This is a genomic window from Saliniradius amylolyticus, assembly GCF_003143555.1.
Classification (GTDB): Bacteria; Pseudomonadota; Gammaproteobacteria; order Enterobacterales; family Alteromonadaceae; genus Saliniradius; species Saliniradius amylolyticus.
The window spans coordinates 1,889,892-1,916,676 of sequence record NZ_CP029347.1 but is presented as its reverse complement, the minus strand read 5'-3'; the positions used below and the strand labels follow the sequence as shown (position 1 = coordinate 1,916,676).

The 26,785-nt window shown below is 52.3% G+C and carries 21 protein-coding genes; 11 read left to right on the top strand and 10 right to left on the bottom strand.

The window, feature by feature from the left end:
* Window positions 1–319: 319 nt before the first annotated feature.
* The 3 genes from HMF8227_RS08890 to pabB all read right to left on the bottom strand — a co-directional run bounded on the left by HMF8227_RS08890 (window position 320) and on the right by pabB (window position 3,765).
* Window positions 320–1,693 (bottom strand): L-serine ammonia-lyase, encoded by a 1,374-nt coding sequence (locus HMF8227_RS08890; RefSeq protein ID WP_109339849.1) that lies wholly within the window; start codon window positions 1,691–1,693, stop codon window positions 320–322.
* Between the two features lie 118 nt (window positions 1,694–1,811).
* A complete protein-coding gene (locus tag HMF8227_RS08885) occupies window positions 1,812–2,381 on the bottom strand; it encodes a CoA pyrophosphatase (RefSeq protein ID WP_109339848.1) in 570 nt (189 codons plus the stop codon).
* The gene (pabB, locus tag HMF8227_RS08880; protein ID WP_239421238.1) at window positions 2,374–3,765 is read right to left on the bottom strand and encodes an aminodeoxychorismate synthase component I; all 1,392 of its coding nucleotides are present in this window, start codon (window positions 3,763–3,765) and stop codon (window positions 2,374–2,376) included. The genes HMF8227_RS08885 and pabB overlap by 8 nt, the downstream gene beginning before the upstream one ends.
* A 142-nt stretch (window positions 3,766–3,907) precedes the next feature.
* Here pabB and HMF8227_RS08875 point away from each other — a divergent pair, with 142 nt between their 5' ends.
* From HMF8227_RS08875 to HMF8227_RS08855, 5 genes are all read left to right on the top strand, one after another.
* Entirely contained in the window at window positions 3,908–5,437 is a 1,530-nt protein-coding gene (locus tag HMF8227_RS08875) for a fumarate hydratase (protein ID WP_109339847.1), read from the top strand.
* Between the two features lie 98 nt (window positions 5,438–5,535).
* Complete coding sequence (gene rmuC / locus HMF8227_RS08870) at window positions 5,536–6,981, top strand: DNA recombination protein RmuC (RefSeq protein WP_109339846.1); 1,446 nt, start codon at window positions 5,536–5,538, stop codon at window positions 6,979–6,981.
* A gap of 24 nt (window positions 6,982–7,005) precedes the next feature.
* Entirely contained in the window at window positions 7,006–7,440 is a 435-nt protein-coding gene (locus HMF8227_RS08865; protein ID WP_162558556.1) for a cyclic nucleotide-binding domain-containing protein, read from the top strand.
* Between the two features lie 155 nt (window positions 7,441–7,595).
* The gene (locus HMF8227_RS08860; protein ID WP_109339844.1) at window positions 7,596–7,955 is read left to right on the top strand and encodes a VOC family protein; all 360 of its coding nucleotides are present in this window, start codon (window positions 7,596–7,598) and stop codon (window positions 7,953–7,955) included.
* 69 nt (window positions 7,956–8,024) lie between these two features.
* On the top strand, window positions 8,025–9,443 hold the full coding sequence (locus HMF8227_RS08855) for a diguanylate cyclase (RefSeq protein ID WP_204101047.1): 1,419 nt from the start codon (window positions 8,025–8,027) through the stop codon (window positions 9,441–9,443).
* Window positions 9,444–9,489: 46 nt separating this feature from the next.
* On the opposite strand, the gene rimO is transcribed toward HMF8227_RS08855, so the two are convergent.
* From rimO to HMF8227_RS08840, 3 genes are all read right to left on the bottom strand, one after another.
* Window positions 9,490–10,893, bottom strand: coding sequence for a 30S ribosomal protein S12 methylthiotransferase RimO (rimO, locus tag HMF8227_RS08850; RefSeq protein ID WP_109339842.1), 1,404 nt, complete (start codon window positions 10,891–10,893; stop codon window positions 9,490–9,492).
* A gap of 79 nt (window positions 10,894–10,972) precedes the next feature.
* Window positions 10,973–11,812, bottom strand: a complete 840-nt coding sequence (locus HMF8227_RS08845) for a sulfurtransferase (RefSeq protein WP_109339841.1) — start codon at window positions 11,810–11,812, stop codon at window positions 10,973–10,975.
* A 110-nt stretch (window positions 11,813–11,922) separates the two neighbouring features.
* Entirely contained in the window at window positions 11,923–13,707 is a 1,785-nt protein-coding gene (locus HMF8227_RS08840; RefSeq protein WP_109339840.1) for a cyanophycinase, read from the bottom strand.
* A 380-nt stretch (window positions 13,708–14,087) separates the two neighbouring features.
* Here HMF8227_RS08840 and HMF8227_RS08835 point away from each other — a divergent pair, with 380 nt between their 5' ends.
* The 3 genes from HMF8227_RS08835 to iadA all read left to right on the top strand — a co-directional run bounded on the left by HMF8227_RS08835 (window position 14,088) and on the right by iadA (window position 19,970).
* Window positions 14,088–17,078 carry a TonB-dependent receptor domain-containing protein gene (locus tag HMF8227_RS08835; protein ID WP_109339839.1) on the top strand — a complete coding sequence of 997 codons (2,991 nt, stop codon included), beginning with the start codon at window positions 14,088–14,090 and terminating at the stop codon, window positions 17,076–17,078.
* Between the two features lie 196 nt (window positions 17,079–17,274).
* A complete protein-coding gene (gene yfcC, locus HMF8227_RS08830; protein ID WP_109339838.1) occupies window positions 17,275–18,783 on the top strand; it encodes a putative basic amino acid antiporter YfcC in 1,509 nt (502 codons plus the stop codon).
* A gap of 5 nt (window positions 18,784–18,788) precedes the next feature.
* Window positions 18,789–19,970: a beta-aspartyl-peptidase gene (gene iadA, locus HMF8227_RS08825; protein WP_109341055.1), complete on the top strand. Its 1,182-nt coding sequence runs from the start codon at window positions 18,789–18,791 to the stop codon at window positions 19,968–19,970.
* Window positions 19,971–20,030: 60 nt separating this feature from the next.
* Here the strand turns inward: iadA and HMF8227_RS08820 are convergent, their stop codons facing one another.
* Together HMF8227_RS08820 and cysK are read right to left on the bottom strand one after the other, a co-directional pair.
* Entirely contained in the window at window positions 20,031–20,489 is a 459-nt protein-coding gene (locus HMF8227_RS08820; RefSeq protein WP_109339837.1) for a hypothetical protein, read from the bottom strand.
* A 93-nt stretch (window positions 20,490–20,582) separates the two neighbouring features.
* Window positions 20,583–21,548 (bottom strand): cysteine synthase A, encoded by a 966-nt coding sequence (gene cysK / locus HMF8227_RS08815; RefSeq protein WP_109341054.1) that lies wholly within the window; start codon window positions 21,546–21,548, stop codon window positions 20,583–20,585.
* A 143-nt stretch (window positions 21,549–21,691) separates the two neighbouring features.
* Between cysK and HMF8227_RS08810 the strand changes: the two genes are divergently transcribed.
* Both HMF8227_RS08810 and HMF8227_RS08805 read left to right on the top strand, forming a co-directional pair.
* Window positions 21,692–22,528 carry an AAA family ATPase gene (locus HMF8227_RS08810; RefSeq protein ID WP_109339836.1) on the top strand — a complete coding sequence of 279 codons (837 nt, stop codon included), beginning with the start codon at window positions 21,692–21,694 and terminating at the stop codon, window positions 22,526–22,528.
* Window positions 22,529–23,701, top strand: a complete 1,173-nt coding sequence (locus HMF8227_RS08805; protein WP_109339835.1) for a vWA domain-containing protein — start codon at window positions 22,529–22,531, stop codon at window positions 23,699–23,701.
* Here the strand turns inward: HMF8227_RS08805 and HMF8227_RS08800 are convergent.
* Entirely contained in the window at window positions 23,698–24,501 is an 804-nt protein-coding gene (locus tag HMF8227_RS08800) for a substrate-binding periplasmic protein (protein ID WP_109339834.1), read from the bottom strand. The genes HMF8227_RS08805 and HMF8227_RS08800 overlap by 4 nt on opposite strands.
* Before the next feature lie 284 nt (window positions 24,502–24,785).
* On the opposite strand from HMF8227_RS08800, the gene HMF8227_RS08795 reads away from it, so the two are divergent.
* Window positions 24,786–25,901: an RDD family protein gene (locus tag HMF8227_RS08795; RefSeq protein WP_162558555.1), complete on the top strand. Its 1,116-nt coding sequence runs from the start codon at window positions 24,786–24,788 to the stop codon at window positions 25,899–25,901.
* Here the strand turns inward: HMF8227_RS08795 and HMF8227_RS08790 are convergent.
* Window positions 25,877–26,749, bottom strand: coding sequence for a type 2 periplasmic-binding domain-containing protein (locus HMF8227_RS08790; protein ID WP_109339832.1), 873 nt, complete (start codon window positions 26,747–26,749; stop codon window positions 25,877–25,879). The two genes, HMF8227_RS08795 and HMF8227_RS08790, sit on opposite strands and share 25 nt — an antisense overlap.
* Window positions 26,750–26,785: the final 36 nt, after the last annotated feature.

Below are 26,785 nucleotides of genomic sequence, written 5' to 3'. Positions count from 1 at the left end.
CCGGCTGTGCGCCTTTCTCCGGCAACCTGTTGCGGGCGTAAAAACGTGGTTTTGCTGCTTAACAGGTCGTCGCCTGACCGTCCGTGGTCAGGGAAAGAAACGGCTTTACTCACAGATAAAACCGAAACCCGAGGAGGTGTTTAGCATTCAATGATGTTGACCGCCAGACCACCTCTCGCCGTTGATTGTTTTCTGGCGATGCGCATCCTGCTTATCGCCATGTTCATGGGTTTTCAGCCAGCGCAAAAGTGTGATTTTGCTTGGCTTCAATCCCATGGCCGAACCTCCATGTTCGGTAAAGAAGCGGCTCGAGGTTGGGTTAACATTCGATAATGTTAACCGCTAAACCACCTCTCGCCGTTTCTTTATACTTAGACTTCATATCGTTGCCGGTGTCCCACATGGTCTTGATGACCTTATCCAGTGAGACTTTGTGTTCGCCGGACCCGCGCAGAGCAAGTCTTGACGCATTAATAGCTTTGATGGCGCCCATGGCATTGCGCTCTATGCAAGGCACCTGCACCAGACCACCTACGGGGTCGCAGGTCAGGCCCAGATTATGCTCCATGCCGATTTCGGCGGCGTTTTCCACCGCTAGTACACTACCGCCGAGTATTTCGGTCAGGGCTCCGGCAGCCATGGAGCAGGCCACGCCCACTTCTCCCTGACAGCCTACCTCGGCGCCGGAAATGGAAGCGTTTTTCTTGTACAGTATACCGATGGCGGCAGCGGTGAGCAGATAACGACAAGCGGTATCGTCGTCCACCGGGCGCACGAAGTTGTGGTAATAGCACAGTACAGCCGGAATGATGCCTGCCGCACCATTGGTGGGCGCGGTCACTACCCGGCTACCGGCGGCATTTTCTTCGTTAACCGCCAGCGCGTAGAGGTTAACCCAGTCCATAGCGGCCATAGCATCGCCATTTTTCTCGTTTTGCAGGCGGCGGAATAGATCCGGCGCGCGCCGGCGGACCTTGAGCCCGCCAGGCAAAATACCTTCGGTGTTACAACCCTTGTTGATGCACGCGTGCATCACTTGCCAGATCTCAGCCAGTTTTTGGCGCACCTCAGATTCGGGCTGGAAGACTTGCTCGTTTTTGAGCATCAGTGAACTGACGCGCATGCCGTTATCTTTACAGTGACCGACCAGTTCAGCAGCGGTTTCAAAGGGAAATGGCACGGGCTTTTCGGCGTGTTTCAAAGCCGTGACCTTCTCATCCTCAAAGTCTTCTTCTTTAATGATAAAGCCGCCGCCGATGGAGTAGTAGGTCTGGCTGAAAAGCAGCTCGTCTCCCGCATAAGCATGGAGAATCAAGCCATTGGCGTGCAATTTCAGGGTCTTACGGCGGTGAAATACGATGGCGCCCTGTCGTGGAAAGCGAATCGATTTCTCACCACCCAACGACAACGTCTGGCTGTCTTCTACCTCTTCAAGCATGGCATCCACCTGATCCACATCCACGGTTTCCGGATCATGACCTAACAGGCCAAGGATCACTGCCTTACCGGTGCCGTGTCCTTTACCGGTTTGGCCGAGTGAACCACACAACTCCGCCTTCACCTTATCGGTGCGCTGGAATAGTTCCTGAGCTTTAAGATCCTGAATAAACGCCTTGGCGGCACGCATGGGACCAACCGTATGGGAACTGGACGGGCCAATGCCGATGCTGAACATGTCGAATACGCTGATCATAGTTTTTTTAGTGTAGAGTACTTTTGGCGCGCTACTATGCGTGATTGCACTTGTTCAGACAAGTCGGATAACTTTTTGCAGCCGGAAGAGCGTGCAACTGTAAAGTTTTCTTTTCAGGTTAGTCGGCGAGGTGGTGAGCCAGGTTGCGGATAAAAGCGGCGGTGGCGCCCCAGATGGCGGTGTTCTTCCAAGGAATAAAGTAGACGGTGTGCCGGTCACTGCCTCGCTCAATCCAATGGGGATGATGATTAGTGAGATCCATAACGTACTCCAGCGGGACTTCGAAGATGCTCTCGACTTCATTGGGATCTTTTTCCAACTCAAAGGGTGGTTTGACCAGCCCTACGAAGGGGACTACCTGATAACCGCTGATGGTCCGGTAAGGCGGTAGCTGGCCTAACACTCGCACTTTGCTTGGACTGAGGCCAATTTCTTCTTCGGTTTCTCTTAAGGAGGTGTGTTGCAGGTTGCGATCGGTCGCTTCGAAGCGTCCGCCGGGAAAGCTGATCTGACTGGCATGATGCTTTAGATGTGCCGCCCGCCGCGTCAAAATGATGCTCAGCCGTGGACGCTCAACAATGGGAATAAGCACGGCAGCGGGACGACCGGGCTTCGGCAGAGGAAAATCTCTCTCCCGATGAACCGGCTGCTTATGATAAAACCGCTGCAGAAAAGTCTGCTTATTCAACGCCAGCCTCCCCGCTTAGGACCGGTAGGATCTTATTCACCTTATGATAAGTTTCTGCGTATTCTTCGTCGGGCTGAGAGTCCAGTACAATACCACCACCGGCCCAGCAGTGAATCTTGCCCTGCTCACATAGCAGGGTTCGGATGCAAATACTGGTGTCCATACGCCCGCACAGAGAATAATAGCCAATGCTGCCACAGTAGATATTGCGTCGGTGAGGTTCAAGCTCGTCGATGATCTCCATAGCCCGAATCTTGGGTGCGCCGGTAATAGAGCCGCCGGGAAAGGCCCCTCGCAATAAATCCAGCGGGCAGGCATTGTCTTCCAACTGCCCCTCAATGGTGGAAACCAGGTGATGCACCGCCGGAAAACTTTCGATGGCAAACAATTCTGGCACACTCACTGAGCCCGGCTGGCACTGTTTGCTGATATCGTTACGTAGCAAATCCACAATCATCAGGTTCTCGGCGCGATCCTTTGGTGCCTGGCTCAGTTCATTGGCACTGGCTAAATCCTGCGCCATATCGGTAAAGCGCGGACGGGTGCCTTTAATGGGCTTGGTTTGCACCTTGCCACTGGAGTGAACCGATAGAAAACGCTCTGGTGAAATACTGGCAATGCTGGCGTTCTCCAGACGAATAAATGCCGAGAACGGCGCTTGGTTAGCTTGTCGGAGCTTCAGGTAGGCCTGCCATTCATCGCCTCGATAAGCGCTGGTAAAGCGCTGAGCCAGGTTGACCTGATAGCAGTCACCGCTGAGCAGATAGTCGTGAATGCGGTTAAGCTTTTTCTTGTACTCGGCCTCAGTCATATTAGACTGCCAAGGCTGAGTAAGGCTGAACGGTGTGTTTTGTTCGGCTGTTTGGTTAGCCAACGTGGTCAAATGACCCGGGTCGGGGGCGTCATAACTCTCGTGACGAATCAGGTACCAGCATCCGGCCCGCTTGTCTTTCAGCACGGCCCAGCTATACAAACCCACCGCCATATCCGGAGTTTGATAGTCGTCTTTTGACTGACAGGGTAACTGTTCAAACCGTCGTCCCAGATCGTAGCCCCAAAAACCTACTGCGCCGCCGATAAAGGGTAAGTCCCCGAAGGACGCCTGTTGGCCCAGCAATTTTTGTTGCCAGTCCTTAAGCAGGGTTAAAGGGTCTGCCTCACTGGTACAGTGTCCGTCAGGATGCTCAATGTGGGTATGGTCACCCCGGGTTATGAGAGTGGCAATGGGCTGGGCAACCATAATATCGAAGTCAGCATTGCTGTGCTCGGCGCCGGAGGCATCCAGCAACATGGCCCAGGCACTTGCCTGATAATGAGCAAAGAGCTCGGTCATGTCCTTACTCGGGGCAATGTCCAATTCGGTCAGGGTGATGGGTTGGCTCATGAGATCATCGCTGGTTATTGGGGAATGACTTTAATCCGCACTCAATGTCGGGGTATCATACTGCAACTTTAAAAAGACCACAGTGCCTGGCGCATTAACCGCCCGGTTATTGTACAGCACGATTCACATTTTCGGGGTAATTATGACCGTTATTCGTCAGCAGGACTTTATCGACAGCATCGAAGATGCATTGCAGTTTATCTCCTATTACCACCCTCTGGATTATGTTAAGGCAGTCGAAGAAGCCTATAACAAGGAGCAAAGCCAGGCCGCCAAAGACGCCATGGCGCAGATTCTGATTAATTCCCGGATGTCGGCCGAAGGCCATCGCCCTCTGTGTCAGGATACGGGCATTGTTACCTGCTTTGTCAAAATTGGCATGCAGGTGCAGTGGGATAAAACCGATATGACGGTCCAGCAGATGGTCGATGAAGGCACACGCCGCGCCTATACCAACGCCGACAACCCACTGCGGGCGTCTATCGTTGAGGATCCGGCTGGTGCGCGTAAGAATACGAAAGACAATACCCCGGCGGTGGTGCACCTGGATATGGTGCCGGGCGATAAGATTGAGGTCATGATCGCGGCGAAAGGCGGCGGCTCGGAAAACAAATCCAAGATGGCCATGCTCAACCCCAGCGATGACATCGCAGAATGGGTGGTGAAAACCTTGCCGACTATGGGGGCGGGGTGGTGTCCACCGGGTATGTTGGGGATTGGCATTGGCGGTACGGCTGAAAAAGCCGGTGTATTAGCCAAAGAAAGCCTGATGGATCCGGTGGATATTCAGGAGTTGATGGAACGCGGCCCACAGACGACAGAAGAAAAGTTGCGCCTGGACATCTTTGAAAAGGTGAACAAGCTAGGCATCGGCGCTCAGGGTCTGGGCGGTCTGACTACGGTCGTCGATGTGAAAATAAAGTCTCTGCCTACGCACGCGGCGTCTAAGCCGGTAGTGATGATCCCCAACTGCGCCGCTACCCGCCACGCGCACTTCACCTTGGATGGCTCGGGCGCGGCGGATTTACAACCGCCCAAGTTGGAAGACTGGCCGGAAGTGACCTGGGAAGTGGGCGAAAACACCCGTCGGGTGAACCTGGATGAGGTTACCAAAGAGGACATTCAGGATTGGAAAGTGGGCGAAACCGTACTGCTGTCCGGGAAGATGCTCACTGGCCGGGATGCAGCCCATAAACGCATACAGAGTATGCTGCAAAGTGGTGAAGGCTTGCCGGAAGGCGTCGATCTTACCAACCGCTTTATTTATTACGTGGGACCGGTGGATGCCGTGGGCGACGAAGTGGTCGGCCCGGCCGGCCCTACGACCGCTACGCGTATGGATAAATTCACCGATATGATGCTGGAGCAAACCGGTCTTATTGGCATGATTGGTAAAGCCGAGCGTGGCCCTGCGACCGTGGATAGTATTGCTAAACACAAGTCGGTCTATCTGATGGCGGTGGGTGGTGCGGCCTATCTGGTCTCTAAAGCCATTAAGAAGTCTCGTGTGGTGGCCTTTGAAGATCTGGGGATGGAAGCCATCTACGAGTTCGAGGTGGAAGATATGCCGGTCACTGTTGCGGTGGACAGCACAGGAGCCAATGCTCATGAAACGGGTCCGGCTATCTGGAAGGCAAAAATCGAAGATCTGGAAAAGAGCCTCGAAAACTAAGCCGGTGGCTCTGTCCGTATTGCTGTAATCTGACGGGGCGTCCAACGGGCGCCCCGTTGTCGTTGAATGCTGAGCACGATTTAAGGAACCCTTAAAAGATGACTTTGGATCTAACCCAACTGGAGTGGATTGTACTGGCTGCAGCTTCGGTCCTGACCGGGCTTGGCGGTTTGTTGTATGGCAAGCGCCAATTGCAGTCGCAACTCGATGAAGCGGTGCAGCAATGTCAGCAGCAGCAGTTACAGCTGGAACAGACACAGCAGCAACTCGAGAATCAAACCGAGAAGCTCGAGCAGCAGCGACAAACTGAACTGCAGTTACACGCCCAGTTGGGCGAGGCCAAACAAGACGCCAAGCGTGTAGCGGAGCTCAAGCAAGACGCCCATGAATGGCAGCAGAAGTGGCAACAGACCAGTCAACAGCTCGGTGAACTGCGAACCCAGTATGAATCGCAGGCCGCTCGCTTCGAAGAGGCTCAGCAGAGTCAGGAAGAAAAGCTTAAGGTGTTACAGGACAGCGAGGCGCGCTTGAAGGAACAGTTCGAGAATCTGGCGAACCGCATTTTTGAGCAGAAGACAGAGAAGTTCAGTGAAAGCTCCAAAGAACGATTGAGTGCCTTGCTCAACCCGCTTAAAGAACAAATCGACGGCTTCAAGAAACAGGTTAACGACCAGTACGTAAAAGAGGGGCAGGAGCGTGCGTCTCTGAAAACCGAAATCCTGAGCCTGAAGGAGCTCAATCGTCAAATTACCGAAGACGCTGCCAATCTCACCCGGGCGCTAAAAGGCGACAATAAGCAGCAGGGTAACTGGGGTGAGGTGGTACTGGAAAAAATCCTCAGCGAATCCGGTTTACGCGAAGGGCATGAATACGAAACGCAGGGACACTATCGGGACGATGACGGTAAGGCCTTCAAGCCCGACGTGTTGGTGCACCTGCCCAATGAAAAACAGGTCATCATCGACTCTAAGGTGTCTCTGTCGGCCTATGAACGCTATTTTAACAGCGACCAGGATACTGACCGGGTCAGTGCGCTTAAAGAGCATGTGGATTCCCTGCGCACTCATATTAAGCAACTGGGCCGCAAGGATTACCAGAATCTGAAAGGCGTTAAGACGCTGGATTACATTTTGATGTTTGTGCCGGTGGAGCCCGCGTTCTTGCTTGCCATTGATGAGGCCCCGGATCTCATCAAACTGGCACTGGATAACAACATCATGCTGGTCAGTCCGACAAACTTGCTGGTGGCGCTGCGTACTATTAATAATATCTGGCAGTATGAATACCAGAATCAGAACGCTCAGGACATCGCCGCTAAGGCGGCTAAGCTGTACGACAAATTTGTCGGCTTTACCCAGGATTTGGAGGGAGTAGGAACCAGCCTACAAACGGTGAATAAGCGTTACGAACAAGCCATGAATAAGCTTAGTAGTGGCCGGGGAAATCTTGTCAGGCAGGTGGAGAGCTTCAAGCAGATGGGGATCCAGCCCAGTAAGAAGTTGAGTTCGCAACTGACGTCTGATGCCAGCGTTGAAGAGGACTAACTTATGCTTAGTCAGGTGAGGATCATGGAAATACTGGCACGGCTGCCGCTGTTTCGCGGGCTGACCAGTGACGAGCGTCACTATATCCTTAGCATGCCTAAGCACTTTGTCAGTTTCAGACCGAAGAAGCGTCTGATTGTGGAGGGCTCCCATGAGCCTTTTTTCTATGTATTGCTCTCGGGTGAGGCTCAGGTTTTCCAGCACCAACAATTTGTTGGCACCGTGACCGGCGGTGAGTTTATCGGTGAGATGGGGTTTATCTGCAACGAACCGCGCAGTGCAACCGTGATTGCCACTGAGACCGTGGTAGCACTAAAGCTCGATAAGGAAAGCTTCCGGATGCTGCCGGCGCGGATTCGAGAACTGATTAAAGACCAGATCATTGCTGGCTTGGTGAATCGGATTAATGTGCAAAATAAAGTGAATTTATCCCTGCGAGAGCAGCTACAGAGGCAGTGAGCCTTCGCTTGTCACCAGAATAGACTACACTCAGAGACAATAGCGACGTATGATTTAAGCTATATTGGCGACGGTCGATACATCTTATCCGGATGATGAGTTCACGCCTTAAGCCCGCTATTCAATTGTGAGACGCCACATTCAGGAATTCAACAATGGCTGATTGTATTTCTAAACAGATTAATTATATCGAATGGCCCGCCAAGGACTTGTCAGCGACGAAGACCTTTTTTCAGGAGGTATTCGATTGGCATTTTACTGATTATGGTGATCAATACACTGCCTTTAGCGGTGATACGGTAAACGGTGGCTTCTTCCATGCTGATAAGACGTCACGGCCGGAGCAGGGAGCGGCTCTGGTTGTGCTTTATAGTTCACAACTTGAAGTAACCCAGCACGAGGTGGAGCGAGGCGGAGGGCAAATCACCCAGCCTATTTTCGAGTTTCCCGGTGGTCGTCGCTTTCATTTTACTGAACCCAGCGGTAATGAGCTGGCGGTTTGGTCCGATAAATAGTTACAAGTCCTGATTTTAGTTAGCAGAGGTAGCGTAATGGGGAGATTTCGCAGAGCCATAACCGCTGTCATGCTCTGTCTATTAATGATGTCCGGTGCTCATGCGCCGGCCGCTCAAACGTCTTCCCTGGAAACACTTCCCCAGACACTGAATTACTGCATCGATCCGGATTGGATGCCTTATGAGGCCATTATTGATGGTGAGCATCAGGGCATGTCAGCCGATTACCGGAAATTGTTGTTTAAAGGCTTGCCTGAAACCCGTTTGTTGTCGACCTCCAGTTGGAGTGACACGCTAAAGCGTGCCAAGCAGGGACACTGTCATATTGTATTGATGCTCAATAAGACCGACGCCCGCAGCCAGTACCTTGAGTTCAGTGATGTCTATCTTCGGGCCGCGAATGTGTTGGTTTCGCGGTTTGAACTGCCGGTGATCGGCAGTCTCTCGGCGGCGAAAAACTATCGAGTTGGTGCGGTGGAGGGATATCGCATCAGTGAATACATCCAGACTCACTACCCGGAGATTGATTTTGTGCCTGTGGCCAGTGAAGACGAGGGGCTTCGTCAAGTCGAGCATGGTGAGCTTGATGTGTATGTCGGCTCCATGTATCTGGTGAATAATCGCATCCAGAAACAAGGTCTGACCAATCTGAGAATTGTCGGTTGGACTCGCTTCGACGATGCTCTCAGAGTCGGGGTGGTACCAGAGTACAGTTATTTATTGTCGCGCATTAACCAGAATATTCAACAGCTTACCGAACAGCATCATATTGATATCTACCAGCGTTGGAATCATATAAAACCGTATAACAAAACCGATCACGATCTGGTTTGGCAGATTAGCCTGCCGCTGGTGTTGTTGATTTTTTTCCTGGCCTACCGCTACCGTTTGTTAGGTCAGTATAATGAACGTCTATCGGCTACCAATGCCGAGCTACAAGCGCTCAGAGCAAAGCTGGAAGATCGTAATAAGGAACTGTCCTACCTGTCGGTGCACGACCCTCTGACCGGCTTGTATAACCGCACACAGGTTATTGTGGCTGCTAGTGAGCAGGTCAAACTGAAAAGCCGGGATGTGAACGACTGCAGCATCGTATTGCTGGATATTGATGATTTTAAACAGCTGAATGATCAGTTTGGTCACAATACCGGTGATAAGGTGCTCAAGGAACTCAGCGAGCTTTTAGAAGAACAGGCCCGTGAAGTAGATGTGGTGGGCCGCTGGGGAGGGGAGGAATTTATCCTGCTGTGCCCGGGTACCAATATCAGCAACGCCCGTTTTGTCGCCTTTCGTTTGAAACAGGAAATTAATAATTTCACATTTAGCGCCGTGCCGGACCTGACGTGTAGCTTTGGGGTCAGTGAGTTGCATAAAGGTGAGAGTTTCGATGCGTGGTTAGAGCGTGCCGATCAGGCACTCTATAAAGCCAAGGCGCAGGGGAAGAACTGTGTTTGTCTGGCCGAGGATGATGCCGACCGCCTAAGTTAATGGGCGAGCGTTTTGTGCTCGCCTTTTTATGCAGTGAGCAGGTGAACTAGTCCAGTCGTACACCCCAAAGATCGTATTCATCAGAGTGCTCGATGCGCACCCGGACCTTGTCGCCTGGTTGTAATTCGGTATCGCCATTGAGGTAGACCATGCCATCGATTTCAGGAGCGTCGGCGTAGGTGCGGCCGATAGCGCCTTCCTCATCCACCTCATCTATCAGTACGTCCATTTCGGTGCCAATACGTAGCTCCAGACGTTTGGCGCTGATCTGCTGCTGCTTTTGCATAAAGCGGGCATAGCGTTCTTCCTTGACCGCTTCGGAAACCGCATCCGGCAGCTCGTTGGCTTTGGCACCCTCAACATCCGAGTATTTAAAGCAGCCCACCCGATCCAATTGCGCTTCATCCAGAAAGTCCAACAACTCCTGGAAGTCTTCTTCCGTTTCACCGGGAAAGCCGACGATAAAGGTAGACCGGATCACCAGCTCAGGGCAGATTTCACGCCACTTCTTGATGCGTTCCAGCGTTTTGGCTGTGGCGGCAGGGCGCTTCATTAGCTTAAGAACCTTTTGGCTGGCGTGCTGAAGCGGGATGTCCAGATAAGGCAGGATCTTGCCTGCGGCCATCAGTGGAATCACCTTATCTACCGATGGGTAAGGGTAAACATAATGCAGTCGTACCCAGATCCCCATCTCGCCGAGTTTTTCACACAGGGCGACCATATCGGTTTTAACCGGCATGCCATTCCAGAATCCGGTACGGCCTTTCACATCCACACCGTAGGCGCTGGTATCCTGCGAAATAACCAGCAGCTCATTGACCCCTGCTTCTTTAAGGCGTTTGGCCTCGTCCAACACTTCACCGATAGGGCGGCTGACCAGATCGCCCCGCATGGAGGGGATAATGCAGAAGGTACAACGGTGATTGCACCCTTCAGAAATCTTCAAATAGGCAAAATGACGAGGGGTCAGTTTAACTCCGTGATCCGGTACCAGCTGGGTAAAAGGGTTATGCTCGGGTTTGGGTAATACCTCATGGACCTGCTCCACCACGGTTTCGTAGGCATGAGGACCGGTAATAGCCAGCACGTTGGGATGGACCTCACGGATTTCGTCTTCTTTAACCCCCAGACAGCCGGTGACAATCACCTTACCATTTTCTGCCAGAGCTTCACCGATGGTATCCAGAGATTCCTGTACGGCGGCATCGATAAAGCCACAGGTATTGACGATCACCAGATCGGAATCCTGATAGGTGTTGACTACATCGTAGCCTTCGGTGCGCAGTTGAGTCAGAATCCGCTCCGAATCCACAAGGTTTTTGGGGCAGCCTAAGGAAATAAAACCAATCCGGTTACCACCACCTAAGTTCACCGATTCACCTTGTTTCAGGGTTTTTACCGGGATTTCGGAAGTGGTGGTATTGTTGGGAGTAAAGGTTTTTACAGTCATGCTCGGCTACCGGCTCAAAATTTGGGCGGCGATTATACCCGAGTCTGGGCAGTGATTATAGAGCGCGAGTGGGCTGTTGCTAGCTCTCTATCGGTAAGCGCTCATCCGCTCCCCATTCAGACCAGGAACCGTCGTAGACACGGATATCGGTAAACTCAAGCTCGTAGGCCGCTAAAGCAAGAATACAGGCGGTCACACCAGAACCGCAGCTGGTGATCAACGGACGCTGATGGCTCAGCTTTAGGCGGTAGAAGGTGCGCTTGAGCTGGTGTGGGCTCAGTAAGTAACCGTCTTGCAATAATTCCGTATAGGGCAGGTTGATAGCACCGGGAATATGGCCGCTTCTTAGCCCTTCTCTCGGTTCGGGCTGACGGCCATAGAAACGATCGGCGCTTCGCGCATCAATAACCTGAACGGTTTGGTTCTCGACAGCATCAGAAAGAGTATGCTTGTCGATAAGCCATTGTGGCCGAACGTTGACTGTCACCTGTGAGGGAATCAGAGTGCTATCATAGCCTGCCTGAGTAGGGAGTCCTGCTTTTAGCCAGGCACCCAGGCCACCATTTAACACATAGACCTTATCAAAGCCCATCAGTTTGAACAGCCACCAGGCCCGGGGGGCCGCGAATAACCCCTGATTGTCATAGATAACGATCAGAGAGTCTTTGGTCACGCCCAGCGAACTTAAGTAATCCTGCATGGTGGCTTCGTCAGGTACCGTATGAGGTAGTGCGCTGTCCGTATCGACGGCGACACGCTCCATATCAAAGCGTTGGCTGGTGGGGATCACCCGTTCTGCCAAAGCATGGTGTTTGCCGGGCAGCGGCTCGGTCATGCTGGCATCCAATAGTACCAGGCCCGGATAGGCCAGGCGCTCGGATAGCCAGTGGGTGTTAATCAGGGCCTGATTGTCTCTCATAGAAAATCTCGCAAAAAACACACAAGGCAAAGGCAGCGGCTGAATGTACTCTACCGAAAAGTAGAGTGGGGGAGCAATGGCTCCTTTGCAGAAGCCATTGGATGGATTGGTTAATTTTCCATGCCGAAGGAGAGGTTGATGTAGCTGCAACGGGCCAGCTCATCATCTTCGAGGCGGAAATAACGGGTGTCTTCGCTGGGCGCTGCAACAAAGGCGATGCCATCTTGCGACCAGCGTATCGGTTCTTTACTGCCACAGTGCCCGAAAAGCTGCTGCCGCCACTGCCCGTCTTCAACAGGTGGGGTAGTGGCTTTGATTTGCTGTAGGGGCTCGCCTTTTAAGCTAAAGCTGAGCGCCTGCTCCTGATGGTCATAACTCAAGGTGTCACCGTGGTTCAGGTAGTGGCTCATGGCCACCAATTGCCGCTTGTTGTTCTGCAGTTTGTAGATGCCGCTTTGAGTGTCCACCATCCATACACCACCCTGACCAATCACGGCCATCGGTGTTTGTTGGGCGGTTTGATTACCCACCACAAGCGCGGTGGCCTCGTCCACACCAAAGGCGAAGCGGGTGCCGGTGAAGGCGGCTAGCAGAGCCAGGCGTGCTTCACGGTCACGCTCGGAAAAATGCGTATCCAGAGTGCCCAGATTGAACAGGCCTGAGCCACCGTCGGCTTCATAGGTAAGATCCGACGCCAACAGACCGCTGTCACAAGGCGTTTCTGGCTGGCAGCGCTGGCTGGGTGGATAAACCGCAAAGGCGCCGCGCTCGAAGGCGGTGTCCGAGTCACCATTAGAGATCATCGGCAGAGGACGTTGGTTAAACTGTCCGCCGGGCTGAATGGCCGTGCCGGCACTGGTGCCGCCTACCACCAATTGACCCTCGGCAAAGCGCTGCTTTATCAGCTTCAGTTCCGGGCTGTCACTGCCGTCACTGCGACGTAAGGCTTTGCGGGTCAGGCTCTGGTCACCGCCATTAAAGAAAACTCCCTGAATTTGTTCGAGTTGTTTCCACATCAATTCCGGTTTGCTGCACATTTCCAGTTGCAGTGCGGTGCGATCAGGATAGATCGCTTCCCGGTTAAAACTGCCATTGTCGGCACGGATCTCGGTGAGCCGGCCGCAGCCATCAAACCCCTTGTCCTGCCATTCTCTGGCTTGCTGATAGCTTTGATCCAGAGGCAGCCAGATGACCTCGGCGCCCGCCTGTTCAAAGGCTGACTGGTAAAAGTCCGCGGACTCAAAAGGGTCTCTGGAGGAGGCGGTAATCACAGCGATTTTAGGTTTGGACTGGCTGCTGTCATCAACTCTGGCTGCCGCCATAGCCACAAACTGTTCGTAAATGTACTTGGCGTAGCGGTTCTTGTTTTGACTCAGATCGACCTGCTCCTGGCGGCGTTCGCCAGAGGGAAGGTGATCTGGGGCTTCAAGATGGTCCAATACGGTGTAGTACAGCTCATCGGACATTGAGTTGTAAAAGGCGCTACCATCGAAACCGCCAGCATCGGCATTGGAAAAGGCGCGTTTTAACTCATCCCTTGTCAGATGCTCATTCTGGTATTCTGCATAAATACCCATAAACAGGTTTTTGACTTTTTCTCGTTTGTCACCGGTAAGGGATGAAAAGGCCTGACTTGTGAGTATGGCATCGATGTTTTTTTCATCGATCAGGTAATGACTCTGTTGTCGGGTCGTGTCATCAAAATCGGCGTCGAGACAGTTGCCAGAAGCCAGGCTTGAGCAGGTTGATAAACCTCCGCCCACTAACATCAACTGGTAATTACCTGCCTGAAAGTCAGCATTTTTTCTGATTTTGTTGTCAATTTCGCTACCGTTCGCGACAAAGGTAGCACCAAGTCCAAGACTCAAAAAGGTACTCAGTAACAAAGGTTTCATAGGGGGCTGCTTCTCCAGAGGAATGTTAACTTTTTATTGACAAGTTTTTACGCTATCGGTATCTATAAGAGTATGTCAATTTAACATTGACGGGTCGAAGCTGACCCAGATTGAATAACTATTTCAACGCGACAGAGCGAAGAAACAACGTTAAATTATGCTGAAAAAAGCGGTCAACCTGACCAACTACTACTACCAAAACTTCTATTTGTCTGAGTGGTTCGACGAATAGAACACCTCCCCACAAACTAGGCTGGACTTAGCTCCCGTCCGGCAACCTCTGCTTATAACTTTTTAATTAGGTGTTGGGTCATTGCGCCCAGACCGTCGTGCGTCGGCACGTGAAAACAACAAATAAAGACCACAACAAGGTGATGACTATGAAACTCAATAAACTGCACTATGCCGTGAGTTTAGGTTTGGGAATGGCTTTTTCCGGCCAGGCTCTGGCTCAACAGGCACAGCAAGAAACGCAAACTGCTGAAGAATCTGTAGAAAAAATCCAGGTAACCGGTTCCCATATTAAGGGTGTTGACCTGGAGGGCTCTCAACCTCTGACGGTTCTGGATGCCGATGATATTGCGCGTTCTGGCGCCAATACCATTTCTGAGTTGATGAATACCATTTCACAAACTCGTGGTGGACAAGGTTCTTTTACGACCGCACAAAGTGGTGCGACGTCTAATTCAACGCCTCCGGGGCAGGCGGCTGCCTCTCTGCGTGGTATGGGACCGGCCTCAACACTGACTCTGATAAACGGCCGTCGTGTGGCCGCGAGCTCCTTTGCGTCAGGGACTGAAAACTTTGTGGATATCAACAGTATTCCTCTGGCCGCGATCGATCGCGTTGAAGTCCTTGCTACCGGTGCATCTGCTACCTATGGTGCCGATGCCGTAGCCGGGGTTATCAACTACATTCTTAAGGATGATTATATTGGTGCAGAGTTTAACGCCAGCTACGAAAACAGCACAGCCAGCTCCGATGAGGGCAAAACCAATATCAACCTGGTATGGGGTGGTGAAGTCGCCGGTGGCAACCTGACCGTTTTTGCGGATTTGTATGACCGTAATGCTTTCCACGCTAAAGATCGTGCGTTCACGCGGGATCCGGTACTGGAGTCCAATTACTCGTATCTGCCTAAAGAAGTGCCAAATATTTACTACGAGTCCGCTCGTGATTTCTATGAAATTCCGGCGCCTGAATGTAAGCGCGATTATATCCAGACTGAGTATGGCGAAACTATCTGCCCTTACTACAGCAATGAAGACGATTGGCTGGAATCCCCATTAGAGAGCCAGTCTGCCGGCTTTATCTACAATACGATGGTGGGCGATCTTGAGTGGAATACGGACTTTTTCTACAGCCGGACCAAGTCTACCTCGATCTCAACACCTGCGGCTCCTTTGCAAACTCTGAATTATACCTGGGAAGCAGTGTTTAGCTCTCCAAACCAGATCTATGACGGTGATGGTCCCTATGTGCCTGAGTCTGCATTAGACATCTATTCAGATGAAGTGCGTAACGGGCTGCTGGATAATATGTGGATCGATCAGTTCCTGACCCCCGCAGGCCAAGAGCTTTGGGGCTTCCGCTTTGACAGCCGCTTCCCAACGCCTCGGACGGTTGAAGTTGAAACCGATGCGTTCCGTTTAGTGTCTGAACTGAGTGGGTTTATCGGTAACTGGGAGTGGGACTCTGCGGTTACGATTTCTCGCTCTGAATCAGAGCAAGTGGCATCTGAGGGTATCTATAACCGTCTTAAATACCATTCGGCATTGGCCGGAGAGCTGTGCAGTGACGGGACTATCGCCGCCTATGATGACTCGACAGATACCCTAAGCTGCGGTGCAGGCAGTCTGGCAGGCATGTATAACCCGTTCCTGGTGGGTGACTCAGCCAATGATGCCATCCTGGCTTTGGCTCAGGAACGGCCCACTCGGGACGGTGAAAGCACGGTCTACGGCTGGGACTTTAAGATTGCCGGTGATCTGATGGAGTTCAATAACGACTACATCCGTTCAGCGTTTGGTCTTGAGTACCGTCAGGAAGAGATCTCCGATGTGCCGTCGGAAAATGCACGGGCCCAGTTTGAAAATGACTACCGGGTTGGTGTATTCGGGTTTGGCTCCAGCTTGTCCGAAGCGGACCGCAAGCAGTGGGGGGCCTTTGCGGAGCTATACGTGCCTCTGGCCGAAAACCTGGAAGCGCAACTGGCGGGACGTTTCGACGACTACGATGATTTCGGTAGTACTTTCAATCCGAAAGTGGCGCTGAGCTATCGTCCTATTGATGACTTGATCATGCGTGCGTCTTGGGCGACGTCTTTCCGTGCGCCATCTCTGACTCAGGCTGGTGTAAAGCTGCGCACCACGACGTCCACTTTTGACTGTGGTGCGAACCAGGACGTGGCTGACTTGTATTGTGAAGGAGATGGTACCGAAGTTAGTGTTAATACCTTGGAGTTGGGTAACCCAAATCTGGAGGCCGAAGAGTCTGACTCGGTAAGCCTGGGCTTTGGTTACAGCCCCACCGACAACACTACCATCACGGTCGATTACTGGGCCTTTGAGCACGAAAAGCTGGTTGATACCAATATGACCGGTGTTCTGGCTCGTGCCATCGACGATGCCTCTCTGCGCCATTGTGGTCTGGTGCCAAATGGTCAAATCGGTATTGCCTATAATCCTGCGTATTGTAATGACCCTGCGCTGACAGATGCGCAAGGCCGTACCATCGAGGAAGAGGGTGCGAACCTGTACGAAATCCTGGAAGCCTCTAATGCCGCCGGTTTGGCCCGTGGTGATTACCTGGACTTCAACCGCGATCATATCCTGTTGCTGGAAAATACCGGTACTCAGGAAGTCAGCGGTATCGACTATCGTTTCGACCATCGCTTCGAGCTGCAAGGTGGTGACTTGTCTCTGTCTCTGGAAGGCACACACTATCTGGAGTTTGACCGAAACAAGCCAGGCTCCGATGAAATCGAAGAGCTGGCAGGTACCTGGACTTATCCAGAAGATATCGCCAGTGCCAGTGTGTTCTGGGATGCCGAGGATTGGTTTGCTGGTCTGACAGCTTACTACACCGGTTCTTACGAGGATGACATTGACGGTCTGCGTGGCCGCAACCTTGACGAGCTAGAAGAGTTGGGCGCACTGGATGCAAACGGTGAGCGTGAAGTCAGCTCCTGGACTACGGTGCAGTTGTCAACAGGGTACAAGTTCGAGAAAGCGAACCTTAACCTGACCATTAACAACCTGTTTGACCGTGAGCCACCTCTGGCTTATGGCTCGTCCAGAGGCTTCGATTCATATAACGCCAATGCCTATGGTACGACCTATCGGGTGTCCTTTACTTACTTCTTTGAGTAATAGGGTACTCGTTTGCGAGTCCGGGAGGGGGTGACCTCTCCCATTGCCTAAAACACACAACAACATTCCAACTTAGGCAAGACAGCCAGGGACGATAAATTGCTCAGGGACGAGCTGTTTTGATTTTCTACACAGCAGCGAGCGTTTGCCGTTACACTGGCATGCTCGTTTTACTGTGCTTATTCAGGTGTTGTCTATGCAACAAGAACAAACTTCAACCAATGCGGCAGCAAACAAGCTGGCCAGTAAGATGCCGGATGCCTTTGTCATCCTGTTTTTTGTGGTCGTCATTGCCACTGTCTTAACCCACATTGTGCCTGCAGGCTTTTTCGAAGTGGAGCAGGTGACCACGGTGGTGGACGGCAAGGAGCAAAGCCGCACGGTGATCCAGCCCGACAGTTACACCCTGGCAGAAAAGGGACACTCGGGTGCAAGCCTGTTTGCCAGTGGTGGGGGACAGGGCTTTTTTAATTATGCTTTCGAAGGCATGGTTTCCGGCACGAAATGGGGCGCCGCCATTGGCGTGGTGGCCTTTATTCTAGTGGTCGGTGGTGCCTTTGGCATTATCATGCAATCGGGGGCGGTCAATAACGGTATCCTGGCGTTGATACGCCGGACTCAGACGGCCGATAAGCTGATATTACCCATCATGTTCCTGCTGTTTTCGTTAGGCGGAGCGGTATTCGGTATGGGTGAAGAGGCCATCGCCTTTTGTATCGTGCTGACGCCTCTGGTGATCGCGCTGGGCTATGATGCCATTACCTCGGTGCTGATTACCTATATCGCGACTCAGATTGGCTTTGCCACCTCCTGGATGAACCCCTTCAGTGTACAGATTGCTCAGGGGATCGCCGATGTGCCACCCATGTCCGGCAGCGGGTATCGAATGGCGGTGTGGGCGGTGTTTACGCTGGCCGGACTGGTGTTTACCTTACGTTATGCCAGTCGCATTAAGGCCAATCCAGAGTCCAGTCCCAGCTATGATACTGACGCCTACTTCCGCAAGCAGCAGGACAGCGGTGTTGAGGCCCGTTTCGGAAAAACGGACATCAGCATTCTTTTGACCCTACTGGCCGGGATTATTTGGGTTATCTGGGGCGTAACAGTCCATCAGTACTATATCCCTGAAATTGCCAGTCAGTTCTTCGCTATTGGTGTGGTGGTGGCGGCCATCAGCAAATTCGCGGGTCGTATGTCACTGAATGACGCGTCGGCGGCTTTTCAGCAAGGCGCTAAAGACCTGCTACCGGCCGCGCTGATTGTCGGCATGGCGAAGGGGATTGTGCTGATTTTAGGTGGGGATGATCCCACCAGTCCGTCGGTACTCAATACGCTACTGCATTATGCCGGCAGCGCCATGGCTGGTGTTCCTGAAACTGGCTCGGCGGTATTTATGCTGGCCTTTCAGTCCATCTTCAACTTTTTTATCGCCTCCGGCTCCGGGCAGGCGGCCTTGACCATGCCTCTGATGGCACCGTTGTCTGATCTGGTTGGGGTGAGTCGACAAATTGCGGTACTGGCCTTCCAGCTGGGTGACGGCCTGACCAATATTATTATTCCTACCTCGGCCTCGCTGATTGGCTGTCTGGGGGTAGCCAGAGTTGACTGGGCAGTATGGGCGCGCTTCGCCTGGAAGTTTGTACTTTTAATGATGGGATTGGCGGTAGGCGCCGTCATCCTGGCAGTAATGGTGAATTATCAATAATGACAATGATTAAATTAATTAAAAACGCGGACGTCTATGGACCTCAAGCTCTGGGCAAGCAGGATGTATTGCTCTGCGATAATAAAATCGCGGCTATTGGCCAGAATATTGATATCAGTGCGCAGGTGGATAGCCACTCTGCGGTGGAAGTTATTGAGGCCGAGGGTAAAATTCTGTTGCCGGGTCTGGTGGATTCATTAGTGCATATCACCGGTGGTGGCGGGGAAGGCGGTTTTGCCACCCGTACGCCGGAGATGCAACTTACCGATGCCACAAAGGGCGGGGTGACGACGGTCATTGGCGCCTTAGGCACCGATGCCACCACTCGCACCTTGCCTGACCTTCTGGCCAAGGCCAGGGGGCTGGAAGAAGAAGGGCTCTCTACCTATTGCTACACGGGCTCTTATCAATTGCCCGCCAGAACCATCACCGCTAATGTGAATGATGATATTGTTCTGATCGACAAGTTTATCGGTGTGGGTGAGGTGGCCATTGCTGACCATCGCTCATCGCAGCCGACCATGCAGGATATTGCCCACGTGGCCTCTGAGGCCCGGGTTGGGGGTATGCTCTCGGGTAAGGCGGGCATCGTCAGCATTCATGTGGGTGACAGTCAGTATCAGCTGTCTCTGCTCAAAGAGGTTGCCACTCAGACCGATATTCCTGCTCAGCAGTTCTATCCGACTCACATGAACCGCAATCAGAGCCTGCTGGATGCCGGGGTGGAATGGACCCAAATGGGCGGCTATATCGACTTTACTGCCAGCACCAATGAGCAGTTTATCGAAGAGGGAGAAATTCCTGCTGCCGGTGCGGTTGCCTATGGGTTGAAACAAGGCGTGCCGGCCGCTCAGATGACCATGAGTTCCGATGGCAACGCCAGCCTTCCTGTGTTTGACGAGAAGGGGCAATTAGTCGGTCTGGAAGTCGGTCAGGTAAGCAGCTTATACGCCGCTTTCACCGAGGCAGTACTCAAATATAAGGTCAGCATCTGCGATGCCATCAGCACGGTTACCCGCTCTCCGGCGGATATCCTGCGTCTGTCCCATAAAGGACGGATTCAGGTCGGTGCCGATGCGGATCTGATACTGGCCGAGGCCGATAGTTTGAAGATTGACTCGGTGTGGGCTAAGGGACGCAGGATGGTAGAGCAAGGCCAATGTGTTGTAAAAGGCACCTTTGAATAGGTGCTCTCCCTGAAAAAAGCCCGGCACCAGGCCGGGCTTTTTTATATCTTAACTGGGCAGTTATCGACCGCCATAGCTCTCGGAATACACATCTTTAACCAACCATTGTCCACCTTCGCGGATAAGGTCGACGGTGCGTAAGTCCTGAATTTTTTTGCCGTGAGAGTTGCCAACAAAAAAGATGGTTACCGTGGATTCTTTGGAGTACTCGGAACGCACCCGGCGGTTGCCCGCATCAACGCGCATTTCCACATCGCTAAACACCAAATTGACCACATGACGCTGTGCGTTGCGGTTGGTGTGGTAGGACCGCAGCAGCGTTTTCATCTTGGGTGTCGATAGCGCGAGCACCGGATCCAGGCTGTCGCTGTTGTACAGATAATTAAAAAACTCAAGCGCCGTGTACTCGGGAGAGCCTTCGGTAACGCCTGGATACTTACGTTCAGGTTGTCCGTTGTCCAGACAGCCGGTGATAAAAATGGTCACGATAATCGATGCGACAAGGGCAAGATTTCGCACGTTGTTTGCTCCTACCTGTTTTCACAAACTTAAGTCTGCTCGGTTGGGGAGAAAAAGTAAAGGGAGCCGAGTGGCTCCCTTTTATGGTGAGGGTTATTGTTGCAGTTCGCTCTCGGCGAAGATGCCTTCAAACAGCGGGCTGGAGAGGTAACGCTCTGCGGAGCTTGGCAGAATTACCACGATATTTTTGTCCTTGTATTCCGGGCTTTCGGCCAGTCGCTTGGCGGCCACCACGGCAGCACCTGATGAAATACCGGCCAGGATGCCTTCTTGCTTCATCAGTTCATGGGCCATGGCCATCGAGTCGTCATTGGATACCTGTTCAACGCGATCCACTATCTCCAAATCCAGATTTCCGGGAATAAAGCCCGCGCCAATGCCTTGAATCTTGTGAGGACCGGGTGTGAGCTCTTCACCATTTTTGGCTTGGGTAATGACCGGAGAATCAGTAGGCTCAACGGCTACCGAGAGCACGTCTTTGCCCTTGGTCTTTTTCAGATAGCGGCTGACGCCGGTGATGGTACCACCAGTGCCCACGCCAGCCACAAATACGTCAATATTACCGTCGGTGGCTTCCCAAATCTCAGGCCCCGTGGTTTTTTCGTGAATCTCGGGGTTAGCCGGGTTATCAAACTGCTGTAGCAGTACGTATTTATCTGGATCTGAATCGCGAATTTCCTGTGCTTTCGCTACGGCACCCTTCATGCCTTTGGGGCCTTCGGTTAACACCAGGTTGGCACCCAAAGCTTTAAGCAGTTTACGGCGCTCCAGGCTCATGGAGCTGGGCATGGTCAGAGTCAGTTTGTAGCCGCGAGAGGCAGCCACAAAGGCCAGTGCTATACCGGTATTGCCGCTGGTGGGCTCGATGATTTCTTTGTCTTTGGTCAGCACGCCGCGCTTCTCGGCATCCCAAATCATGTTGGCGCCGATACGGCATTTTACGCTGAAGCTCGGATTACGGGCTTCGATCTTGGCGTATACATTGCCACCGGTCACTCGGTTGAGCTTAACAAGCGGAGTCTTGCCGATGGACTCGGAGTTGTCTTTGTAAAAATCCATAAACTGATCCTTGCGGTTACTGACCAGCAATTAATTGATATGCTTGGCCTTAAAATTTAGTACACCAACAAGATTAAGTCGGAACAGCAAAATTCAAACTGCTTTTTCGCTATATCATATGAGACATTAGATTGAGGAGTATCATGGCGTTTACAGGCACCAGTGATTATATCGCCAGCGACGAGTTACGACTGGCAGTTAACGCCGCCGTCACTCTGGGGCGGCCACTATTGATTAAAGGTGAGCCGGGCACGGGGAAAACCATGTTGGCCGAGGCTCTGGCGGAGAGCCTGGATACCCGGTTGATTCAGTGGCATATCAAATCCACCACTAAGGCTCAGCAAGGTTTGTACGAATACGATGCCGTATCCCGCTTAAGAGACTCGCAACTGGGCGATCCCAGAGTGGAGGACATTGGCAACTACATCGTGAAAGGTAAGCTGTGGGAAGCCTTTGAAGCTGGAGAACGACCGGTGCTGCTCATTGATGAAATCGACAAGGCCGATATCGAGTTTCCCAACGACCTGCTGCAAGAGTTGGATAAGATGGAATTTTACGTCTACGAAACTCAGCAAACGGTGAAGGCCAAACAGCGCCCGGTGGTGGTGATCACCTCCAACAATGAAAAAGAGTTACCTGACGCCTTTTTGCGCCGCTGTTTTTTCCACTACATCCAGTTTCCAGAGAAGGACGAGATGACTCGCATCGTGGATGTACACTTCGAGGGGCTCAAGCAGCAACTGCTGGCCGAGGCGCTGGATTGTTTCTTCGAGATCCGCGATATGCCGGGGCTAAAGAAAAAGCCCTCGACGTCCGAGCTGATCGACTGGCTGAAGCTGCTGGTGGCAGAGGACATTGAGCCTGAAGTGCTGCAGAGCAAGGACCAGGGACGCAGCATTCCGCCGCTTTATGGTGCCCTACTCAAAAATGAGCAGGACATCCAGCTGTTTGAAAAACTGGCTTTTATGGCAAGGCGCTAAATGCTGGTTTCGTTTTTCTTTAAGGTTCGAGAATACAAGGTTCCGGCCACCATCCGTGAGCTTTTGGATTTGCTGGCGGCGCTGAAAAGCCATGTGGTGTTTGCCGATATCGAGCAGTTTTACTACCTGGCCCGACTAACGCTGGTGAAGGACGAACGGCACTATGATCGTTTCGACCGGGCCTTTGCCGATTATTTCGAAGGCGTCCAGTCGCTGGATCTGTTCGGCGACGACATTCCCGATGACTGGTTGCGCAAGGAGTTTGAGCGGCGCTTCACCGAGGAAGAGAAACGTCAGATTCAGGCCCTTGGCGGGCTGGATAAGTTGATGGAGACCCTTAAGCAGCGGCTGGAAGAACAGAAGGAGCGCCACCAGGGCGGCAATAAGTGGATAGGCACCGGTGGTACCTCGCCCTTTGGGGCCTATGGCTATAACCCGGAAGGGGTACGCATCGGTCAGGATGGCAATCGCAACTTCTCGGCGGCCAAGGTCTGGGATAAACGCACGTTTAAAAACCTGGCCGGGGATGCCGAACTCGGCACCCGTAATATCAAGATGGTACTGCGTAAGCTGCGCCAGTTCGCCCGCACCGGCGCGGCCGATGAGCTGGATATGGATGCTACCATTCGTGGCACAGCCCGTCAGGGCGGTATGCTGGACCTGCACATGGTGCCAGAGCGACATAACGCCGTAAAACTGCTGGTGCTGTTCGATGTGGGCGGCTCCATGGATGCCCATGTGCAACAGTGCGAGGAGTTGTTCTCCGCCGCGCGCAGTGAGTTTAAGTATCTGGAATACTTCTACTTTCATAACTGTGTTTACGAAGGCGTGTGGCAGGACAACCGCCGTCGCCACAATGAGACTATCCCAGTATGGGACTTACTGCACAAATACGGCAGCGACTATAAGTTGATCTTTGTGGGCGATGCCACCATGGGGCCTTATGAGATCACCTATCCCGGTGGCAGCGTTGAGCATTGGAACGAAGAGCCCGGTGCGGTCTGGCTAGAGCGGCTACGGGACCATTTCCCCAACAATATCTGGCTGTGCCCTCAGCATCAGGATTACTGGCGCTACTATCCTTCCATTCAGCTCATTAAAGAGATTATGGAAGGTCAGCTATTTCCGATGACGTTAGACGGTATCCAGCAGGGGATTAAGTCATTAAGTTAAAGGTGCTTTGGGATTGCCGCCTGCGTGAGACCGTAGTGCCTGTTTAACTGGTTTAGTTTTCCAGTTTTCTTAAGCTCGTCGAAGGCACGTTCGAACCGCTGCTGAAAGGCTTCGGTTGGCCTGATTTTCGAGAAACCAAAGTAACCATGATTGGTCGTCAGATGGTGGGGTAAAGCGGTTATCTCAGCTTCAAGGCCAAGTTGTTCAATGAGCGCGGTTGCGTGCCTCGGGTGGCATAAGAATACGTCAATGCGGCCTTTGGCGAGGCGAATAAAATTGGCACGAACGGAGTTCACGGTGTAAGTGGATAAATGCATCTTATACCGATTGAATGCCTGGCCATAGTTCCAGCCACGGCTGAGACCGATTAGATGGCCTTCCAGAACGGGTAGCTCGCCATTCCAATCCAAGGGGTAATCTTTGCGCACGTAAAGCAGAATAGGATCACTATAAAAAGGAAACTGACTAAACCGCATGTATTGCTCACGCTGGTCAGAATAATAGGGACCAATCATCAGATCCGCCTTGCCTAAACGCATTTCTCTGAGTGCTCTTTCAAGTGGCATCAGCTGGATACTCGTTTTATAACCGAGTTGCTGTGCAATCTGCCTGACAATTTCAACTCCCAAGCCTGACGGATGACCACGGGAATCGATTACCGATATTCTCGGGAAGGGGGCGCCCACGACAAATAAGGTATTGGCGTGGGTGGGTTGGCTGGTTATGCCAGCTGAAACGAGAATGATGAAGAATAGGCAAATGCTGATTTTAACAAAGCGACAGGCGCTTCCCGGTTGCATCAATGAGCTCCCTCATGGTTTGAACTGGCTAAGAATCAGCTCTGACAGGATCCACCCATTGAAACTCTGTCAGAGTACAAAGCTGGCTATTACAACCTCCAGGGTTCGTTATTATAAATCACATTACGAAACCTATTCTAATTGAGCGGGTATTCCCTTACATTTATCCCTTTCTGTCTTATTAACTGACGGTGCCTTTGAGGCATTTTAGAGTAAGATATTAGTCTGTTTTCAGCGAACAAGAAATTCGGCGAATGAGCTCCACACTAAGGAATAAACCGGCTGTGCATGATGCAAGAAACATTGATGATAAGTGCATTGTTACCCCTTATGCATTTGGTGTCTCAGATGAGATTCTGGGAACACCTCTGGCCTCACCATTAAAACGAGCCTTAGCCATTAGCATTGATATGCTGTTGGTCGGGTTACTGACTCACGTTAACAGCATCGTGTTAGCGGCGGTGACCGCTGCGGTCCTCGTGAGAGTCGGGGGCAAGCTGCGTCGTCGGCATCGTTTTCCGTTGCTCAGGAAGTTACTGGTGGGCATGGCGGGGGTCTTGTTGTTTGTTGCGATACTGGGGGTGATTGAATCCTACAAGCAGGAGCTCCAACTTCCCACCGATGCACAAAACCTCACGAACTCTAGCGAACAGATTCAGCAAGCGGGGCTGACCCTGGCAACCATGGTAAAAGCAACGCAGACCCAGGCGAGCATTCAAAGTGGTAGCTGTCAGCCTCCGTTGATCTGCTGGCAGACGTTTGTTGATCAGGTAATGGATGTTAAGGCAGTCGCCTCTGTGCCTGAGGAACAGCAAGCTGCGGTCAAGGACGCCATTCTGGAGGCCACCAAACAGACTCTTGAGCCACAGAAGCGGCAACAGCTGTCCGTTTATATCGACCAGGCGTTTGCGGAGTCTAAAGGGGCAAATAGCAGCAGCCAGTCAAAGGCTGGCGCAAGTGACTCTGTTCCGTCAGGCTTCAGCTTGCAAGAGCCGGTTATTATCTCGCCGTTTAAATCTGAGTCACCCGCGCAATCGCAATCCAACAGTTTGATAGCATGGTTTAAAGGCATTCTTTCGGACCTGGGACTGGGCTTTGGTTGGGCCGCGCTTTACTTCACCGTATTTGGTGCCTGGTGGAATGGCCAGTCTCCCGGTAAAAAACTGATGGGGATCCGGATTGTGAAACTGGACGCCAGTCCCATGAATTTGTGGGAAAGCTTCGGACGCTACGGTGGTTACGGTGCCGGATTGGCAACCGGGCTATTAGGCTTTTTGCAATTATTCTGGGACTCGAATCGTCAGGCCATTCAGGACAAAATCGCCGAGACCTTGGTTATCGACCTCCGAAAGAGTCATAGCGACATGAAATCCGCTTATAAACGGAAAGCTTCTGGCTGAAACCAGTACCTGGAGTCCTGGTAGGCAGTATCTGTAGGCAGGGTTGGGTTGTCGATAGAAAACAGGTGCTGTGGCGGGTTGGCATTAAGTGGGAATGCGGCTCGGGTAAGTGGGTGGCGCTTCATTAACGCCAGTAGCTGACCATTATCGATCAATGCCTCCAGGCCGCTCTCAATCCAGTTGGCCAGCTGTGGGTCGTCCTTTGCCGTAAAGAAATATACCGCAAAAGGGTAGTGCAACATGATGCCTTCGTAGTTGGTTAATTCTGGGTATTGGTCGCTGCGAAGGGCCAATTCCTGCTGATGGTCATGATACCCTCGGGGGAAATAGTCACAGCGGCCCAGTTGTACCATTTTAAACAGGCTTTCATAGATTGGCGTGGTGGTAACGGGCAGACCGGCTCTGACCAGGATAGTGGTGTCCGGCCAGTCATTGCCCTGACAGGCAACCTTCTGACTCAAATCCTTCAGGCTGTCGATTTGTTCAAAGTGACTCACCGAGTCCTGGCGGATAATAAACTTACGAAAACCGATCAATCCCCGGGTGGTGGGAATTCGAATGGCACGCAATTGTTGCTCTTTGTAGCGATCGGTCCCCATCCAGAATACATCGATCAATGTACCCTGAGCCAGCTCTTTCTCGGCCCGGGACTCCACCATACTGCCTCGGGACTCAATCCGGGGAACGCTGCGGCCACCGCTGGCGGCCGTTAATGCCATCTTTAATAAACGGGTATGGTAGCCATGGGACTGATCCAGGTCTGAACGGGGCTCAGGCACATAGAGTACATCCATGCTGGCAGCCTGTGTGGCAGACACTGTAAACACACCCACGAGTAAAACCATCATGGCAGAACGCCCAAGACTTTTGATATTTAGGACTAT

Coding starts and splice junctions, on each gene's coding strand:
- HMF8227_RS08890 (WP_109339849.1), bottom strand. CDS start 1,693: ATGATCAGCGTATTCGACATGTTCAGCATCGGCATTGGCCCGTCCAGT.
- pabB (WP_239421238.1), bottom strand. CDS start 3,765: ATGAGCCAACCCATCACCCTGACCGAATTGGACATTGCCCCGAGTAAG.
- HMF8227_RS08875 (WP_109339847.1), top strand. CDS start 3,908: ATGACCGTTATTCGTCAGCAGGACTTTATCGACAGCATCGAAGATGCA.
- rmuC (WP_109339846.1), top strand. CDS start 5,536: ATGACTTTGGATCTAACCCAACTGGAGTGGATTGTACTGGCTGCAGCT.
- HMF8227_RS08865 (WP_162558556.1), top strand. CDS start 7,006: ATGGAAATACTGGCACGGCTGCCGCTGTTTCGCGGGCTGACCAGTGAC.
- HMF8227_RS08860 (WP_109339844.1), top strand. CDS start 7,596: ATGGCTGATTGTATTTCTAAACAGATTAATTATATCGAATGGCCCGCC.
- HMF8227_RS08855 (WP_204101047.1), top strand. CDS start 8,025: ATGCTCTGTCTATTAATGATGTCCGGTGCTCATGCGCCGGCCGCTCAA.
- rimO (WP_109339842.1), bottom strand. CDS start 10,893: ATGACTGTAAAAACCTTTACTCCCAACAATACCACCACTTCCGAAATC.
- HMF8227_RS08845 (WP_109339841.1), bottom strand. CDS start 11,812: ATGAGAGACAATCAGGCCCTGATTAACACCCACTGGCTATCCGAGCGC.
- HMF8227_RS08840 (WP_109339840.1), bottom strand. CDS start 13,707: ATGAAACCTTTGTTACTGAGTACCTTTTTGAGTCTTGGACTTGGTGCT.
- HMF8227_RS08835 (WP_109339839.1), top strand. CDS start 14,088: ATGAAACTCAATAAACTGCACTATGCCGTGAGTTTAGGTTTGGGAATG.
- yfcC (WP_109339838.1), top strand. CDS start 17,275: ATGCAACAAGAACAAACTTCAACCAATGCGGCAGCAAACAAGCTGGCC.
- iadA (WP_109341055.1), top strand. CDS start 18,789: ATGATTAAATTAATTAAAAACGCGGACGTCTATGGACCTCAAGCTCTG.
- cysK (WP_109341054.1), bottom strand. CDS start 21,548: ATGGATTTTTACAAAGACAACTCCGAGTCCATCGGCAAGACTCCGCTT.
- HMF8227_RS08810 (WP_109339836.1), top strand. CDS start 21,692: ATGGCGTTTACAGGCACCAGTGATTATATCGCCAGCGACGAGTTACGA.
- HMF8227_RS08805 (WP_109339835.1), top strand. CDS start 22,529: ATGCTGGTTTCGTTTTTCTTTAAGGTTCGAGAATACAAGGTTCCGGCC.
- HMF8227_RS08800 (WP_109339834.1), bottom strand. CDS start 24,501: ATGCAACCGGGAAGCGCCTGTCGCTTTGTTAAAATCAGCATTTGCCTA.
- HMF8227_RS08790 (WP_109339832.1), bottom strand. CDS start 26,749: ATGATGGTTTTACTCGTGGGTGTGTTTACAGTGTCTGCCACACAGGCT.